The sequence below is a fragment of the Sedimentimonas flavescens genome, from assembly GCF_025154035.1.
Lineage (GTDB): Bacteria > Pseudomonadota > Alphaproteobacteria > Rhodobacterales > Rhodobacteraceae > Rhodobacter > Rhodobacter flavescens.
The window spans coordinates 103,307-118,052 of sequence record NZ_JAOALJ010000005.1 but is presented as its reverse complement, the minus strand read 5'-3'; the positions used below and the strand labels follow the sequence as shown (position 1 = coordinate 118,052).

The window sequence follows — 14,746 nt, the reverse complement described above, 5'->3', positions numbered from 1 at the left end:
GCGGTTGACAATACCCGCGACTCCCCATATAGCGCCGCTACCCGACGGGCTTAGTATGTCCCAAGGGCGACAGATTTCAGCGGCACTATCCCGGGGTTTACCCTCGATCCTCTGAAATTAAGGCGCATTCGACCCGGCCACTCGGCAGGGAAGGGTGCGGTTTGGCGTTTCACGGTCCGCGTGGAGCGTCGTCGAGAAGTGGCGCAGTCCAGTTTGGGTCCCACCCTGCCGGGCTGCGAGTATTGACAGAGCAAATACGGGGAACCGGAATGCCTACCATCCAACAGCTGATCCGCAAACCGCGGCAGCCCAAGGTGCAGCGCTCGAAGTCGCAGCACCTGCAGTCGTGCCCGCAAAAGCGCGGCGTCTGCACCCGCGTCTACACCACGACGCCGAAGAAACCGAACTCGGCTATGCGTAAGGTCGCCAAAGTGCGCCTGACGAACGGCTTCGAGGTCATCTCCTACATCCCGGGCGAAAAGCACAACCTGCAAGAGCACTCCGTTGTGCTCATCCGCGGCGGCCGTGTGAAAGACCTTCCGGGTGTCCGTTACCACATCCTGCGCGGTGTGCTGGATACCCAAGGCGTCAAAGACCGCCGTCAGCGTCGTTCGAAATACGGCGCGAAGCGTCCGAAATAAGGAGATCACCAGATGTCTCGTCGTCACGCTGCTGAGAAGCGCGAAGTTCTGCCGGACGCCAAGTATGGCGATCGCGTGCTGACCAAGTTCATGAACAACCTGATGATCGACGGCAAGAAATCGGCCGCCGAACGCATCGTCTACAGCGCCCTGGAGCGCGTCGAAGGCAAGCTCAAGCGCGAGCCGATCGAAGTGTTCCACGAAGCCCTCGACAACGTGAAGCCTTCGGTCGAAGTGCGTTCGCGTCGTGTGGGTGGTGCGACCTACCAGGTGCCGGTCGAGGTTCGCCCGACCCGCCGCGAAGCGCTGGCCATTCGTTGGCTGATCACTGCCGCCAAGAACCGTAACGAGAACACCATGGAAGAGCGCCTCGCCGGCGAGCTTCTGGATGCGGTGAACTCGCGTGGTTCGGCCGTGAAGAAGCGCGAAGACACCCACAAGATGGCCGACGCGAACAAAGCGTTCAGCCATTACCGCTGGTAACAGGAGCACGAAAAATGGCACGCGCCTATCCGCTGAGCCGCTACCGCAACTTCGGGATCATGGCCCACATCGATGCGGGCAAAACGACCACGACCGAGCGGATCCTCTACTACACCGGCAAGTCCCACAAGATCGGCGAAGTCCACGACGGCGCCGCGACGATGGACTGGATGGAGCAGGAGCAGGAACGCGGTATCACCATCACCTCGGCCGCGACGACCACTTTCTGGCAGCGCCAGGAAGATCCGACCAAAGAGGGCACCTCGGACACCCAGTTCCGCTTCAACATCATCGACACCCCCGGCCACGTGGACTTCACCATTGAAGTCGAACGCTCGCTGGCGGTTCTCGACGGTGCGGTCTGCCTGCTCGACGCCAACGCCGGTGTCGAACCCCAGACCGAAACCGTGTGGCGTCAGGCTGACCGCTACAAGGTTCCGCGGATCGTGTTCGTCAACAAGATGGACAAGATCGGCGCGGACTACTTCAAGTGCGTCGAAATGATCAAGGACCGCACCGGCGGCACCCCGTGCCCCGTTGCGCTCCCGATCGGCGCCGAAGACCAGCTTGAAGGTCAGATCGACCTGATCAAGATGGAAGAATGGGTCTGGAAGGGCGAAGATCTCGGCGCAAGCTGGATCCGTCAGCCGATCCGTGAAGAGCTGCAGGACCTCGCCGACGAATGGCGCGGCAAGATGGTCGAACTCGCCGTCGAAATGGATGACGACGCGATGGAAGCCTACCTCGAGGGCAACGAGCCCGACGAGGACACTCTGCGCAAGCTGATCCGCAAGGGTACGCTCGCGATGGCGTTCTTCCCAGTTCTCGCTGGCTCGGCCTTCAAGAACAAGGGCGTTCAGCCGCTGCTCAACGCGGTGATCGACTTCCTGCCGGGTCCGCTGGACGTTCCGGCATACGTCGGCTTCGCTCCGGGCGACGAGACCGAAACCCGCAACATCGAGCGTCATGCTACGGACGATGAGCCCTTCTCGGGCCTCGCGTTCAAGATCATGAACGACCCCTTCGTCGGCTCGCTGACCTTCACCCGCATCTACTCGGGCGTGATGAAGAAGGGTGACTCGGTTCTGAACGCGACCAAGGGCAAGAAAGAGCGCATCGGTCGTATGATGATGATGCACTCGATCAACCGTGAAGAGATCGATGAAGCGTTCGCTGGCGACATCATCGCGCTGGCCGGTCTGAAAGAAACCACCACGGGCGACACGCTTTGCGACGCCGCCAAGCCGGTGGTTCTGGAAACCATGACCTTCCCCGATCCGGTTATCGAGATCGCGGTCGAGCCGAAGTCGAAAGCCGACCAGGAGAAGATGGGCCTCGCCCTCGCTCGCCTGGCTGCCGAAGACCCGTCGTTCCGCGTCGAGACCAACTTCGAGTCGGGCCAGACCATCATGAAGGGCATGGGCGAACTTCACCTCGATATCCTCGTCGACCGTATGCGTCGCGAGTTCAAGGTCGAGGCGAACATCGGTGCTCCGCAGGTGGCCTACCGCGAAACCATCTCGCGCGAAGCCGAGATCGACTACACGCACAAGAAACAGACCGGTGGTACCGGCCAGTTCGCGCGCGTCAAGCTCGTCATCACCCCGACCGAGCCGGGCGAGGGCTACTCGTTCGAATCGAAGATCGTGGGCGGTGCGGTGCCGAAGGAATACATCCCCGGCGTCGAAAAGGGCATCAAGTCGGTCATGGACTCGGGTCCGCTCGCGGGCTTCCCGGTTATCGACTTCAAGGTCGCGCTTATTGATGGTGCGTACCACGACGTCGACTCGTCGGTGCTGGCCTTCGAAATCGCGACCCGTGCTGCCATGCGCGAAGGCCTGAAGAAGGCCGGTGCGAAGCTGCTCGAGCCGATCATGAAAGTCGAAGTGGTGACCCCGGAAGAATACACCGGCGGCATCATCGGCGACCTGACCAGCCGTCGCGGCATGGTTCAGGGCCAGGACACCCGCGGCAACGCCAACGTGATCAACGCGATGGTGCCGCTGGCGAACATGTTCGGCTACATCAACAACCTGCGTTCGATGTCCTCGGGCCGTGCGGTCTTCACCATGATCTTCGATCACTACGAAGCCGTTCCGCAGAACATCTCGGACGAAATCCAGAAGAAATACGCCTAAGGGCGACGGCGTCCGGGGTAACCCGGGCGCCTTTCCCACGGGTTTTAAGGACTACAGGAGGCCATTATGGCAAAGGCAAAGTTTGAACGGACGAAACCGCACGTCAACATCGGCACGATTGGCCACGTTGACCACGGCAAGACGACGCTGACGGCTGCGATCACCAAGTACTTTGGTGAATTCAAGGCCTACGACCAGATTGACGGCGCGCCGGAAGAGAAGGCTCGCGGGATCACGATCTCGACGGCCCACGTTGAATATGAATCGGCGAACCGTCACTACGCGCACGTCGACTGCCCCGGCCACGCCGACTACGTGAAGAACATGATCACGGGTGCGGCGCAGATGGACGGCGCGATCCTGGTTGTGAACGCGGCCGACGGCCCGATGCCGCAGACGCGCGAGCACATCCTGCTCGGCCGTCAGGTCGGCATTCCGTACATGGTCGTGTACATGAACAAGGTTGACCAGGTCGACGACGAAGAGCTGCTCGAGCTCGTCGAGATGGAAATCCGCGAACTGCTGTCGTCGTACGACTACCCCGGCGATGATATTCCGATCATCAAGGGCTCGGCTCTGGCCGCGATGGAAGGCCGCGACAACGAGATCGGCGAGGATTCGATCCGCGCTCTGATCGCCGCTGTCGACGAGTACATCCCGACCCCGGAGCGCGCTGTCGACCAGCCGTTCCTGATGCCGATCGAAGACGTGTTCTCGATCTCGGGCCGCGGCACCGTTGTGACCGGCCGTGTTGAGCGTGGCGCTGTGAACGTGGGCGACGAACTCGAGATCGTCGGTATCCGCGCGACCAAGAAGACCACCTGCACGGGCGTCGAGATGTTCCGCAAGCTGCTCGATCGCGGTGAAGCTGGCGACAACATCGGCGCGCTGCTGCGCGGTATCGACCGTGACGGCGTTGAGCGTGGTCAGGTTCTGTGCAAGCCGGGTTCGGTGAAGCCGCACACGAAGTTCGAAGCTGAAGCCTATATCCTCACGAAAGAGGAAGGTGGCCGTCACACGCCGTTCTTCGCGAACTACCGTCCGCAGTTCTACTTCCGCACCACGGACGTCACCGGCACCGTGAAGCTGCCGGAAGGCACCGAGATGGTTATGCCGGGCGACAACCTGAAGTTCGAAGTCGAACTGATCGCCCCGATCGCCATGGAAGAGAAGCTGCGCTTCGCTATCCGTGAAGGCGGCCGCACCGTCGGTGCCGGCGTCGTCTCGAAAATCATCGAGTGATCGACGTCTCGACGGGCCTGTAACGGGCCCGTCCGCGACATCGCGAGTGAATATGAGTGGTGCGCCGAAAGGCGCGCCATTTGCTCTTGACAGACTCGGGTAACGCGCATATCCGGCGCCCCTGATCTCCAAGAGATTGTGGTTCGATGCAGGCGTCGCATTCGGCGGTGTCTGCCTCTCAACCTGAAAGCCCCTGCGAGAGGCAAGACTAAATGACTGGTCAAAACATCCGCATCCGGCTCAAGGCGTTCGATTACCGCGTGCTGGACGCCAGCACCCAGGAAATCGTGAACACCGCCAAGCGTACCGGTGCTACGGTTCGCGGCCCGATCCCGCTGCCGAACAAAATCGAGAAATTCACGGTTCTCCGTGGTCCGCACATCGACAAGAAGTCGCGCGACCAGTGGGAAATCCGCACGCACAAGCGTCTTCTCGACATCGTCGATCCGACCCCGCAAACCGTGGACGCGCTGATGAAGCTCGACCTGGCTGCCGGCGTCGACGTCGAGATCAAGGTCTGAGGAGGCGACGATGCGTTCTGGTGTTATCGCCAAGAAGCTGGGCATGACCCGGCTGTTCCTCGAGGACGGTAAGCAGGTTCCTGTGACCGTTCTCCAACTCGAAAACCTCCAGGTCGTCGCGCAGCGCACCGAAGAGAAGGACGGCTACACCGCCGTTCAGCTCGGCGCGGGCGAAGCGAAGGCCAAGCGTACCACCGCCGCCATGCGCGGCCACTTCGCGAAAGCGAACGTGGCGCCGAAGCGCAAGCTGGCCGAGTTCCGCGTGTCGCCGGAGAACCTGATCGAAGTGGGCGCCGAGATTTCGGCCGAACACTACAACAACGGTCAGTTCGTCGACATCGCCGGTACCTCGATCGGTAAAGGCTTTGCCGGTGCGATGAAGCGCCACAACTTCGGCGGTCTGCGTGCCTCGCACGGTGTGTCGATCTCGCACCGTTCGCACGGTTCGACCGGCCAGTGCCAGGACCCCGGCAAGGTGTTCAAGGGCAAGAAGATGGCGGGTCATCTGGGTGCTGTTCGCGTCACCACGCAGAACATCCAGGTCGTCAAGACCGACGCCGATCGTGGCCTGATCCTCGTCAAGGGCTCGGTTCCGGGCGCCAAGGGCGGCTGGGTCACCATCAAGGACGCCGTCAAGAAGCCGCTGCCGTCGGACGTTCCGATGCCGGCCGGTCTGAAGGGCGCTGCTGCTCCGGCTGAAGAAGCTTCGGTCGAAGGGGGTGAAGCATGAAACTCGATGTGATCAAGCTCGACGCCGGCAAAGCCGGTTCGATCGAACTGTCGGATGACATCTTCGGTCTGGAGCCGCGTGCGGACATCCTGCACCGCGTCGTGCGCTGGCAGCGCGCGAAGGCGCAGGCTGGCACCCACTCGGTGCTGGGCAAGTCGGACGTGTCCTACTCGACCAAGAAGATCTATCGCCAGAAAGGCACCGGCGGCGCTCGTCACGGTTCCAAGAAGGCTCCGATCTTCCGTCACGGTGGTGTGTACAAGGGTCCGACCCCGCGTTCGCACGCCCATGACCTGACGAAGAAGTTCCGCGCCCTGGGCCTCAAGCACGCTCTCTCGGCGAAAGCCAAGGCGGGTAACCTTGTGGTTCTGGAAGCTGCCGATTTGGCCGAAGCCAAGACCAAGCTGCTGGCGCAAGCCGCCAAGGAGCTGGGCTGGAAGAAGGTCCTGGTGATCGACGGCGCCGAGGTGAACGAGAACTTCCTCAAAGCCGCGCGCAACATCGAAGGCTTCGACGTTCTGCCGTCGATGGGCGCCAACGTCTATGACATCCTCAAGCGTGAGACCCTGGTCATCACGAAAGCGGGTGTCGAAGCTCTGGAGGCTCGCCTGAAATGAGCGCGAAACCCGAACATTACGACGTGATCGTGAAGCCCGTCATCACCGAGAAAGCCACCATGGCCTCGGAAAATGGCGCGGTCGTGTTCCAGGTGGCGAAAACCGCGACCAAGCCTGCGATCAAGGAGGCCGTCGAGGCTCTCTTTGGCGTCAAGGTGAAAGCGGTCAACACCACCATCACCAAAGGCAAGACGAAGCGCTTCCGTGGCCAGCCGGGCGTGCGCTCGGACGTCAAGAAAGCCTACGTGACGCTGGAAGACGGTCAGACGATCGACGTTTCGACCGGCCTCTAAGGCTCGGTTGCATGAATTGGGAAGGCCCTCGCGCGAGCGGGGGCCTTTTCGTTTGGTGTGTGAAATGGCCGCACGCTCGCTGTGTATGCAACAGTCTTGTAGGCGCGAGCTGCACGGTCGGGTCCGTCGGTCTCAGTAACTCGCGTTGATCCAGTCATAGACCTTACGGAGGGCGCCCACGGTCGGCGGACGAACCGTGAACCAGTCGAAGTTGTTGACCGTGGCGATCTCTTGAAACTCGTCGCGACCTTGATGGAGCACCACACCATCACCAGGAATCTGAGATGTCTTGTTCACGACGATCGCGTTAAGTGCGGGAAGGTTGTTCATTACGCAGTACCGCCCCACGATTTCAAGTTGACGGCTAAGAGTTCTTTGAGCGCCGGGGCGTCCCATTTTCGCGGCGAGTTCGGAATAGTAGATTCGATCATTCGGGTGGTCAAACTTCTCCCAGCTTGTCCCAGGGAACGACTTCGACATCACAAATGCAGTGAGGATGATCCAGATTTGCTGCGCTTGAACGTAAAGCGCATCCCCCTTCCCATAGGTCTTGGCGGGCGCAACGGTGTCAATGGTGGTTGGCATGAGTGTCTCCTTAGTTCCGTTTGCGTCTTGATGAGTTGCTCACGAAGATCGTGCGATTCCGCATGCAGTGTGCGATATTGCATCAGTGGTGCGATATAGCAAGATGCAAATCGGTGAGGCAGAGCAAACGCGGGCGCGTGTAGACGCATTGATGCTGATCTTAAGTGGAACTCTACCTACTTACTTGCCACCTCTCTCCATCCCTGCTACATCGCGCCTGTCTAGCGGCCTCGGATTCGTTCCGGGGCCGGTGACTTTTGCACTTGGGGAGCTTCGGCGCCCTTTACACACAGACAGGCGGGGCAACCCGCCGCAAGCTAACGGAAGACAGAAAGCATGGCACTCAAGTCGTATAAGCCGACGACGCCGGGCCAGCGTGGGCTGGTTCTGATCGACCGTTCGGAGCTTTGGAAAGGCCGTCCGGTCAAAGCCCTCGTCGAGGGTTTGACCAAGACCGGTGGCCGGAACAATACCGGGCGCGTCACGATGTGGCACAAGGGTGGTGGCGCGAAGCGTCTCTACCGCGTCGTTGATTTCAAGCGTCGCAAGTTCGACGTTCCGGCTACGGTCGAGCGTATCGAATACGATCCCAACCGCACCGCCTTCATCGCGCTGGTCAAGTACCAGGACGGCGAGCTGGCCTACATCCTGGCCCCGCAGCGTCTGGCTGTCGGCGACACCGTGATCGCGGGCGCGAAGCAGGACATCAAGCCGGGCAACGCGATGCCGTTCTCGGGCATGCCGATCGGTACGATCGTGCACAACGTCGAGCTGAAGCCCGGCAAGGGCGGTCAGCTGGCGCGTGCCGCGGGCACCTACGCCCAGTTCGTCGGCCGTGACGGTGGCTACGCGCAGATCCGCCTTTCGTCGGGCGAACTGCGTCTGGTGCGTCAGGAATGCATGGCCACCATCGGTGCCGTGTCGAACGCTGACCACTCGAACCAGAACCTCGGTAAAGCGGGCCGCAAGCGTCACATGGGCATCCGCCCGACCGTCCGCGGCGTCGCGATGAACCCGATCGACCACCCGCATGGTGGTGGTGAAGGCCGCACCTCGGGTGGCCGTCACCCGGTGACCCCGTGGGGCAAGCCCACCAAGGGCAAGCGCACCCGCTCGAACAAGAAGACGGACAAGTACATTCTCCGTTCGCGTCACGCTAAGAAGGGTCGTTAAGATATGGCACGTTCTGTTTGGAAAGGCCCTTTCGTTGACGCCTATCTGCTGAAGAAAGCGGAAAAAGCGCGCGCGTCGGGCAAAGGCGAAGTGATCAAGATCTGGTCGCGTCGCTCCACCATTCTGCCGCAGTTCGTGGGCCTCACCTTCGGGGTCTACAACGGTCAGAAGCACATCCCGGTCGCGGTGACCGAAGAGATGATCGGTCAGAAGTTCGGTGAATACTCGCCGACCCGTACCTACTACGGGCACGCTGCCGACAAGAAAGCCAAGAGGAAGTAAGAGCCATGGGTAAGGAACAGAATCCGCGCCGCGTGGCGGATAACGAAGCAATGGCCAAGACCAAGATGCTTCGCACCTCGCCGCAGAAACTGAATCTCGTCGCCGCCCTGATCCGCGGCAAGAAAGTCGATCGCGCCCTGGCCGATCTGACCTTCTCGAACAAGCGGATCGCTGCTGACGTGAAGAAGTGCCTGCAGTCGGCTATCGCCAACGCTGAAAACAACCACGGCCTGGACGTCGACAGCCTCGTCGTCGCCGAAGCCTGGGTTGGCAAGAACCTCGTGATGAAGCGTGGCCGTCCGCGTGCCCGCGGCCGTTTCGGCAAGATCATGAAGCCGTTTTCGGAAATCACCATCAAGGTGCGTCAAGTCGAGGAGCGTGCGTAATGGGACAGAAGGTTAACCCCATTGGGATGCGTCTCCAGGTCAACCGCACCTGGGACAGCCGCTGGTATGCCGACAGCAAAGAGTACGGCAACCTGCTGCTCGAAGACCTCAAGATGCGTGAATTCATCCACGAGGAAGTCAAGCAGGCGGGCATCTCGCGCGTCATCATCGAGCGTCCGCACAAGAAGTGCCGCGTGACCATTCACGCTGCGCGTCCGGGCGTCATCATCGGCAAGAAAGGCGCGGACATCGAAGTCCTGCGCAAGAAGCTGGCGAACTTCACCGACTCGGAACTGCACCTCAACATCGTCGAGGTCCGCAAACCCGAGCTGGACGCCCAGCTGGTTGCCGAGTCGATCTGCCAGCAGCTCGAGCGTCGTGTCTCGTTCCGTCGCGCCATGAAGCGCGCGGTGCAGAACGCGATGCGCATGGGTGCCCTGGGTATCCGCGTGAACGTCGCCGGCCGTCTGGGCGGTGCCGAGATCGCGCGTACCGAATGGTACCGTGAAGGCCGTGTGCCGCTGCACACGCTGCGCGCCGACATCGACTACGCCCTGGACGAAGCGACGACCCCCTACGGGATCATCGGCGTGAAAGTCTGGATCTTCAAAGGCGAGATCATGGAACATGATCCGCAAGCACGCGACCGCAAGGCCGCCGAGGCCCAAGAAGGCCCGGCTCCGCGTGGCCCGCGCCGCGACGCTCGCTGAGGAGTATGAAAGATGCTGCAACCGAAACGGACTAAGTTCCGCAAACAGCACAAGGGCCGGATTCACGGTGAGGCCAAAGGCGGCTTCAACCTGAACTTCGGTTCGTTCGCCCTGAAGGCGACCGAGCCGGAGCGCGTGACCGCCCGCCAGATCGAAGCTGCGCGTCGTGCGATCACTCGCCACATGAAGCGTCAGGGCCGTGTCTGGATCCGTATCTTCCCGGATACCCCGGTCACCTCGAAGCCGACCGAAGTCCGTATGGGTAAAGGTAAGGGTTCGGTGGACTTCTGGGCGGCGAAGGTCAAACCGGGTCGCATCATGTTCGAGATCGATGGCGTCTCGGAAGTGATCGCCCGCGAGGCCCTGCGTCTCGGCGCGAACAAGCTGCCGGTGACCACCCGCATCGTCGCTCGCGAAGACTGGTAAGATCCGCGCGTAAGAACACGAACCCCCGGCCTCGTCGCCGGGGGTTCACTTTTTCTTCGGAATCGCTTGCATGATTGGCGCGCCGGTGTTAGAGCGCGCAGGTCCTGCAGGCAGGACAGACATAACCCACCAGACATAGAGTCACCTTCGGGGCTCTCTGGTGCCAAGAAAGGACCATGGGATGAACGCCCAAGAACTCAAGGCGAAAACGCCTGATGAGCTGCGTGATCAGCTCGTCGCGCTCAAGAAGGAAGCCTTCAACCTCCGCTTCCAGCAGGCCACCGGTCAGCTCGAGAACACCGCCCGCATGCGCGCGGTCCGCCGTGACGTTGCCCGCGTGAAGACGGTTCTGAACCAAAAAGCCGCTGAAGCCGCGAAGTAAGGAGCCCTTCCATGCCCAAACGTATCCTCCAAGGCGTCGTGACGTCGGACAAGAACGACCAGACCGTTACCGTTCTCGTCGAGCGCCGCTTCAAGCACCCGCTGCTGCAAAAAACCGTTCGTAAGTCGAAGAAATATCGCGCTCACGATGCGGACAACACTTTCAAGGCCGGTGACACCGTTCGCATCGAAGAGTGCGCGCCGATCTCGAAAACCAAGCGCTGGAAGGTCGTCGTCGAGGCCTGAGTTCTCTCAGGTCCCGGCGATAAACTTTCAGTTTATCGAAACCCTGGGGCGGCTAACTGCATAGGCGTCCCCAAAGGTCGGGAGTAACCAAATGATCCAGATGCAGACCAATCTGGATGTTGCTGACAACTCCGGCGCTCGCCGAGTTCAGTGCATCAAGGTCCTGGGTGGTTCGCACCGTCGCTATGCGTCGGTCGGCGACATCATTGTCGTTTCCGTGAAGGAAGCCATCCCGCGCGGCCGCGTGAAGAAAGGTGACGTCCGTAAGGCCGTCGTCGTGCGCACCGCCAAAGAAGTCCGTCGTGAAGATGGCACCGCCATCCGCTTCGACCGTAACGCCGCCGTCATCCTGAACAACCAGGGCGAACCGGTCGGCACCCGTATCTTCGGGCCGGTCGTGCGTGAGCTGCGCGCCAAGAACTTCATGAAGATCATCTCGCTCGCTCCGGAGGTGCTGTGATGGCTGCGAAACTCCGTAAAGGCGACAAGGTCGTCGTGCTCGCCGGCAAGGACAAGGGCAAACAGGGTGAAATCACCACCGTTATGCCCAAGGACAACAAGGCGATCGTGGAAGGCGTGAACACCGCCATCCGTCACCAGCGTCAAACCCAGACCACCCAGGGCGGCCGCGTGTCGAAGGCGATGCCGATCGACCTGTCGAACCTGGCTCTGGTTGATGCCAACGGCAAGGCCACCCGCGTCGGCTTCCGCTTTGAAGACGGCAAGAAGGTGCGTTTCGCCAAGACCACCGGGGAGGCGATCTGATGCTGGATCAAGCGACCTATACCCCGCGCCTCAAGGCGCTCTATCATTCGTCCATCCGCGCCGCTCTGAAAGAGCAGTTCGGCTACAAGAACGACATGATGATCCCGAAGCTCGAGAAGATCGTTCTCAATATGGGCGTCGGCGAAGCTGTCAAGGACACCAAGAAGGTCAAGCAGGCCGCCGAGGAGCTGTCGCTCATCGCTGGTCAGAAGGCTGTCACCACGAAGGCCAAGAAGTCGATCGCCGGCTTCCGCGTTCGTGAGGAAATGCCGCTCGGCTGCAAGGTGACCCTGCGTGGCGACCGCATGTACGAATTCCTGGACCGCCTGATCAACGTGGCGATGCCGCGCGTTCGCGACTTCCGCGGCGTGAAGCCTTCGTTCGATGGCCGTGGCAACTTCGCGATGGGCCTCAAAGAGCACATCGTGTTCCCGGAAATCGACTTCGACAAGGTGGACGAAGTTCTCGGCATGGACATCATCATGGTGACCTCGTCGAAATCGGACGCTGAAGCCAAGGCGCTGTTGAAAGCTTTCAACATGCCCTTCAACGCTTGATCGCGGGAGACAACACTTATGGCTAAGAAATCCATGGTTGCGCGCGAAGTGAAGCGTCAGCGTCTTGTGACCAAGTACGCTGGCAAGCGCGCAGAACTCAAGGCGATCGTCGCCGATCAGGACCGCCCGATGGAAGAGCGCTTCAAGGCGTCTCTGAAACTGGCGGAACTGCCCCGCAACTCGTCGGCCGTGCGTCTGCACAACCGTTGCCAGCTCACCGGCCGTCCCCACGCTTACTACCGTAAGCTCAAACTCTCGCGGATCATGCTGCGCGAACTGGCCTCGTTCGGCCAGATCCCCGGCATGGTGAAGTCGAGCTGGTAAGGGAGTCAGGGAATGTCTGTGAACGATCCCCTCGGCGATATGCTGACCCGCATCCGCAACGCGCAACTGCGCGGCAAGTCCACCGTCCGCACCCCGGCTTCGAAGCTTCGCGCCTGGGTTCTCGACGTGCTTGCAGCGGAAGGCTACATCCGTGGCTATGAGAAAGTGACCTGCGAGAAGGGCCTGCCCCAGCTCGAGATCAGCCTGAAGTATTACGAAGGCACCCCGGTGATCCGCGAACTCAAGCGCGTTTCCACCCCCGGTCGTCGCGTTTACGCTTCGGTGAAGGACATCCCGACGGTCCGTCAGGGCCTGGGCGTGTCGATCGTCTCCACGCCGAAAGGCGTCATGACGGACGCGGCTGCGCGCACTGCCAACGTTGGCGGTGAAGTGCTCTGCACCGTGTTCTAAGGAGGGAAGCATGTCTCGTATTGGTAAGAAACCGGTCGAGCTGCCCGCTGGCACCACTGCCACGCTGGCTGGTCAGACCATCGAAGTGAAGGGCCCGAAAGGGACCCGCAGCTTCACCGCTACCGACGATGTGACCATCGCCATCGACGGCAATACCGTCACTGTTACGCCGCGCGGCACTTCGAAGCGTGCGCGTCAGCAGTGGGGTATGACCCGCTCGATGATCGAGAACCTCGGCGTCGGCGTCACCACCGGCTTCAAGAAAGAGCTCGAAATTCAGGGTGTGGGTTACCGCGCCGCGATGCAGGGCAACGTTCTGAAGCTGTCGCTCGGCTACTCGCACGAGGTCAACTTCGAGGTTCCCGCCGGTGTGACCGTCGTGACCCCGAAGCAGACCGAGATCACCATCGAAGGTATTGACCAGCAACTGGTCGGCCAGGTGGCGGCGAATATCCGCGAGTGGCGGCAGCCCGAGCCCTACAAGGGCAAAGGTATCCGCTACAAGGGCGAGTATGTCTTCCGCAAAGAAGGCAAGAAGAAGTAAGGGTAGCGAAAATGGCGAACAACAAAAGAGAGCTGTTCCTCAAGCGCCGCCTGCGCGTCCGGAACAAACTGAAAGCAATGGCCAATGGCCGTGCCCGTCTGTCGGTGCATCGCTCGTCGAAGAACATCAGCGTCCAGCTGATCGACGACGTGAACGGCGTGACCCTTGCCTCGGCCTCGACCCTCGAAAAGGATCTGGGCCTGGTTGGCAAGAACAACGTCGAAGCAGCCGCCAAGATCGGTGCTGCCATCGCCGAGCGTGCCAAGAAGGCCGGTGTCGAAGAGTGCTACTTCGACCGTGGCGGCTTCCTGTTCCACGGGAAGATCAAGGCTCTGGCCGATGCGGCCCGCGAAGCTGGTCTGAAGTTCTAAGAACCGGCGGGTGGCGTTCGCGCCACCCCGATGATCCGGGGGTTTGCCCAGAACGCAGTTCCGGGCACCCACCAGGATTGGATCTAACGGCGTGAAACCACGCCATCACGAAAGGAATGCCCCATGGCAGAACGTGAGAACCGTCGGGACCGTCGCGCCGAGCGCGAAGAGACCCCGGAATTCGCCGATCGTCTCGTTGCGATCAACCGTGTGTCGAAAACCGTGAAGGGTGGTAAGCGCTTCGGCTTCGCCGCGCTCGTCGTTGTCGGTGACCAGCGTGGTCGCGTCGGCTTCGGCAAGGGCAAGGCGAAAGAAGTTCCGGAAGCGATCCGCAAGGCCACCGAGCAAGCTAAGCGCTCGATGGTTCGCGTCGCTCTCAAGGATGCCCGCACGCTGCACCACGACGTCGAGGGCCGTCACGGCGCTGGCAAGGTCGTGATGCGCACCGCCCCGGCCGGTACCGGTATCATCGCCGGTGGCCCGATGCGTGCCGTTTTCGAAATGCTCGGCGTGCAGGACGTTGTTGCGAAGTCGCTCGGCTCGCAGAACCCCTACAACATGATCCGTGCCACGATCGATGGCCTCAAGAAGGAAGCCTCGCCCCGTCAGGTCGCGCAGCGTCGCGGCAAGAAGGTTGCGGACATCCTCGCCAAGCCCGAAGCTGAAGCTTCGGTTGAAGCCTGAGGAGATTGAACCATGGCAAAAACCATCGTTGTTAAGCAAATCGCCTCGGCAGCCCGCCGTCCGGCCATCCAGGCCGCGACCCTCAAGGGGCTGGGCCTCGGCAAGATCAACCGCACCCGTGAACTCGAGGACACCCCCTCGGTCCGCGGCATGGTCAACAAGATCCCGCATCTGGTGACCATCGTCGAAGAGCGCGGCTGATTTCAGCGAATACGCTTGGGAAAACGCCCCGGTCG

25 protein-coding genes are annotated in these 14,746 nt (G+C 61.2%); 24 read left to right on the top strand and 1 reads right to left on the bottom strand.

Annotated features, from left to right (window positions below; all coding sequences use genetic code 11):
- Nucleotides 1-269: 269 nt before the first annotated feature.
- The 8 genes from rpsL (at nt 270) to N3C64_RS10615 (ending at nt 6,665) form a co-directional block, all read left to right on the top strand.
- Nucleotides 270-641 carry a 30S ribosomal protein S12 gene (rpsL, locus tag N3C64_RS10650; protein ID WP_010399029.1) on the top strand — a complete coding sequence of 124 codons (372 nt, stop codon included), beginning with the start codon at nt 270-272 and terminating at the stop codon, nt 639-641.
- 12 nt (nt 642-653) lie between these two features.
- Nucleotides 654-1,124 (top strand): 30S ribosomal protein S7, encoded by a 471-nt coding sequence (gene rpsG / locus N3C64_RS10645; RefSeq protein WP_218630889.1) that lies wholly within the window; start codon nt 654-656, stop codon nt 1,122-1,124.
- 14 nt (nt 1,125-1,138) lie between these two features.
- The gene (gene fusA, locus N3C64_RS10640; RefSeq protein ID WP_218630888.1) at nt 1,139-3,262 is read left to right on the top strand and encodes an elongation factor G; all 2,124 of its coding nucleotides are present in this window, start codon (nt 1,139-1,141) and stop codon (nt 3,260-3,262) included.
- A 66-nt stretch (nt 3,263-3,328) separates the two neighbouring features.
- Nucleotides 3,329-4,504, top strand: coding sequence for an elongation factor Tu (tuf, locus tag N3C64_RS10635; protein ID WP_218630887.1), 1,176 nt, complete (start codon nt 3,329-3,331; stop codon nt 4,502-4,504).
- A 212-nt stretch (nt 4,505-4,716) separates the two neighbouring features.
- The gene (gene rpsJ / locus N3C64_RS10630; protein WP_218630886.1) at nt 4,717-5,025 is read left to right on the top strand and encodes a 30S ribosomal protein S10; all 309 of its coding nucleotides are present in this window, start codon (nt 4,717-4,719) and stop codon (nt 5,023-5,025) included.
- Nucleotides 5,026-5,035: 10 nt separating this feature from the next.
- Nucleotides 5,036-5,755, top strand: a complete 720-nt coding sequence (rplC, locus tag N3C64_RS10625; RefSeq protein ID WP_218630885.1) for a 50S ribosomal protein L3 — start codon at nt 5,036-5,038, stop codon at nt 5,753-5,755.
- Nucleotides 5,752-6,372 (top strand): 50S ribosomal protein L4, encoded by a 621-nt coding sequence (gene rplD / locus N3C64_RS10620; RefSeq protein WP_218630884.1) that lies wholly within the window; start codon nt 5,752-5,754, stop codon nt 6,370-6,372. Before rplC ends, rplD begins: the two co-directional genes overlap by 4 nt.
- Complete coding sequence (locus N3C64_RS10615; protein ID WP_218630883.1) at nt 6,369-6,665, top strand: 50S ribosomal protein L23; 297 nt, start codon at nt 6,369-6,371, stop codon at nt 6,663-6,665. The genes rplD and N3C64_RS10615 overlap by 4 nt, the downstream gene beginning before the upstream one ends.
- 132 nt (nt 6,666-6,797) lie before the next feature.
- On the opposite strand, the gene N3C64_RS10610 is transcribed toward N3C64_RS10615, so the two are convergent.
- Nucleotides 6,798-7,250, bottom strand: coding sequence for a hypothetical protein (locus tag N3C64_RS10610; protein WP_260014318.1), 453 nt, complete (start codon nt 7,248-7,250; stop codon nt 6,798-6,800).
- Between the two features lie 336 nt (nt 7,251-7,586).
- On the opposite strand from N3C64_RS10610, the gene rplB reads away from it, so the two are divergent.
- The 16 genes from rplB (at nt 7,587) to rpmD (ending at nt 14,711) form a co-directional block, all read left to right on the top strand.
- Nucleotides 7,587-8,423 carry a 50S ribosomal protein L2 gene (gene rplB / locus N3C64_RS10605; RefSeq protein ID WP_218630881.1) on the top strand — a complete coding sequence of 279 codons (837 nt, stop codon included), beginning with the start codon at nt 7,587-7,589 and terminating at the stop codon, nt 8,421-8,423.
- Between the two features lie 3 nt (nt 8,424-8,426).
- The gene (rpsS, locus tag N3C64_RS10600) at nt 8,427-8,705 is read left to right on the top strand and encodes a 30S ribosomal protein S19 (RefSeq protein WP_218630880.1); all 279 of its coding nucleotides are present in this window, start codon (nt 8,427-8,429) and stop codon (nt 8,703-8,705) included.
- A gap of 5 nt (nt 8,706-8,710) precedes the next feature.
- On the top strand, nt 8,711-9,091 hold the full coding sequence (gene rplV / locus N3C64_RS10595; RefSeq protein WP_218630879.1) for a 50S ribosomal protein L22: 381 nt from the start codon (nt 8,711-8,713) through the stop codon (nt 9,089-9,091).
- A complete protein-coding gene (rpsC, locus tag N3C64_RS10590; protein WP_218630878.1) occupies nt 9,091-9,801 on the top strand; it encodes a 30S ribosomal protein S3 in 711 nt (236 codons plus the stop codon). Before rplV ends, rpsC begins: the two co-directional genes overlap by 1 nt.
- Before the next feature lie 12 nt (nt 9,802-9,813).
- On the top strand, nt 9,814-10,227 hold the full coding sequence (rplP, locus tag N3C64_RS10585; RefSeq protein ID WP_218630877.1) for a 50S ribosomal protein L16: 414 nt from the start codon (nt 9,814-9,816) through the stop codon (nt 10,225-10,227).
- 181 nt (nt 10,228-10,408) lie between these two features.
- Nucleotides 10,409-10,609 (top strand): 50S ribosomal protein L29, encoded by a 201-nt coding sequence (gene rpmC, locus N3C64_RS10580; protein WP_038144431.1) that lies wholly within the window; start codon nt 10,409-10,411, stop codon nt 10,607-10,609.
- Between the two features lie 11 nt (nt 10,610-10,620).
- On the top strand, nt 10,621-10,854 hold the full coding sequence (rpsQ, locus tag N3C64_RS10575) for a 30S ribosomal protein S17 (protein WP_218630876.1): 234 nt from the start codon (nt 10,621-10,623) through the stop codon (nt 10,852-10,854).
- 91 nt (nt 10,855-10,945) lie between these two features.
- Nucleotides 10,946-11,314, top strand: coding sequence for a 50S ribosomal protein L14 (gene rplN / locus N3C64_RS10570; RefSeq protein ID WP_022705624.1), 369 nt, complete (start codon nt 10,946-10,948; stop codon nt 11,312-11,314).
- On the top strand, nt 11,314-11,619 hold the full coding sequence (gene rplX, locus N3C64_RS10565; RefSeq protein ID WP_218630875.1) for a 50S ribosomal protein L24: 306 nt from the start codon (nt 11,314-11,316) through the stop codon (nt 11,617-11,619). The genes rplN and rplX overlap by 1 nt, the downstream gene beginning before the upstream one ends.
- Nucleotides 11,619-12,176: a 50S ribosomal protein L5 gene (gene rplE / locus N3C64_RS10560; RefSeq protein ID WP_218630874.1), complete on the top strand. Its 558-nt coding sequence runs from the start codon at nt 11,619-11,621 to the stop codon at nt 12,174-12,176. The genes rplX and rplE overlap by 1 nt, the downstream gene beginning before the upstream one ends.
- An 18-nt stretch (nt 12,177-12,194) precedes the next feature.
- On the top strand, nt 12,195-12,500 hold the full coding sequence (gene rpsN, locus N3C64_RS10555) for a 30S ribosomal protein S14 (RefSeq protein WP_218630873.1): 306 nt from the start codon (nt 12,195-12,197) through the stop codon (nt 12,498-12,500).
- 12 nt (nt 12,501-12,512) lie between these two features.
- Nucleotides 12,513-12,911, top strand: a complete 399-nt coding sequence (gene rpsH / locus N3C64_RS10550) for a 30S ribosomal protein S8 (protein WP_218630872.1) — start codon at nt 12,513-12,515, stop codon at nt 12,909-12,911.
- A gap of 10 nt (nt 12,912-12,921) precedes the next feature.
- On the top strand, nt 12,922-13,455 hold the full coding sequence (gene rplF / locus N3C64_RS10545; RefSeq protein ID WP_218630871.1) for a 50S ribosomal protein L6: 534 nt from the start codon (nt 12,922-12,924) through the stop codon (nt 13,453-13,455).
- Between the two features lie 11 nt (nt 13,456-13,466).
- Nucleotides 13,467-13,826 carry a 50S ribosomal protein L18 gene (gene rplR, locus N3C64_RS10540; RefSeq protein ID WP_260014309.1) on the top strand — a complete coding sequence of 120 codons (360 nt, stop codon included), beginning with the start codon at nt 13,467-13,469 and terminating at the stop codon, nt 13,824-13,826.
- 123 nt (nt 13,827-13,949) lie between these two features.
- Nucleotides 13,950-14,510, top strand: a complete 561-nt coding sequence (gene rpsE / locus N3C64_RS10535) for a 30S ribosomal protein S5 (protein WP_218630869.1) — start codon at nt 13,950-13,952, stop codon at nt 14,508-14,510.
- Between the two features lie 12 nt (nt 14,511-14,522).
- On the top strand, nt 14,523-14,711 hold the full coding sequence (gene rpmD / locus N3C64_RS10530; protein ID WP_218630868.1) for a 50S ribosomal protein L30: 189 nt from the start codon (nt 14,523-14,525) through the stop codon (nt 14,709-14,711).
- Nucleotides 14,712-14,746: the final 35 nt, after the last annotated feature.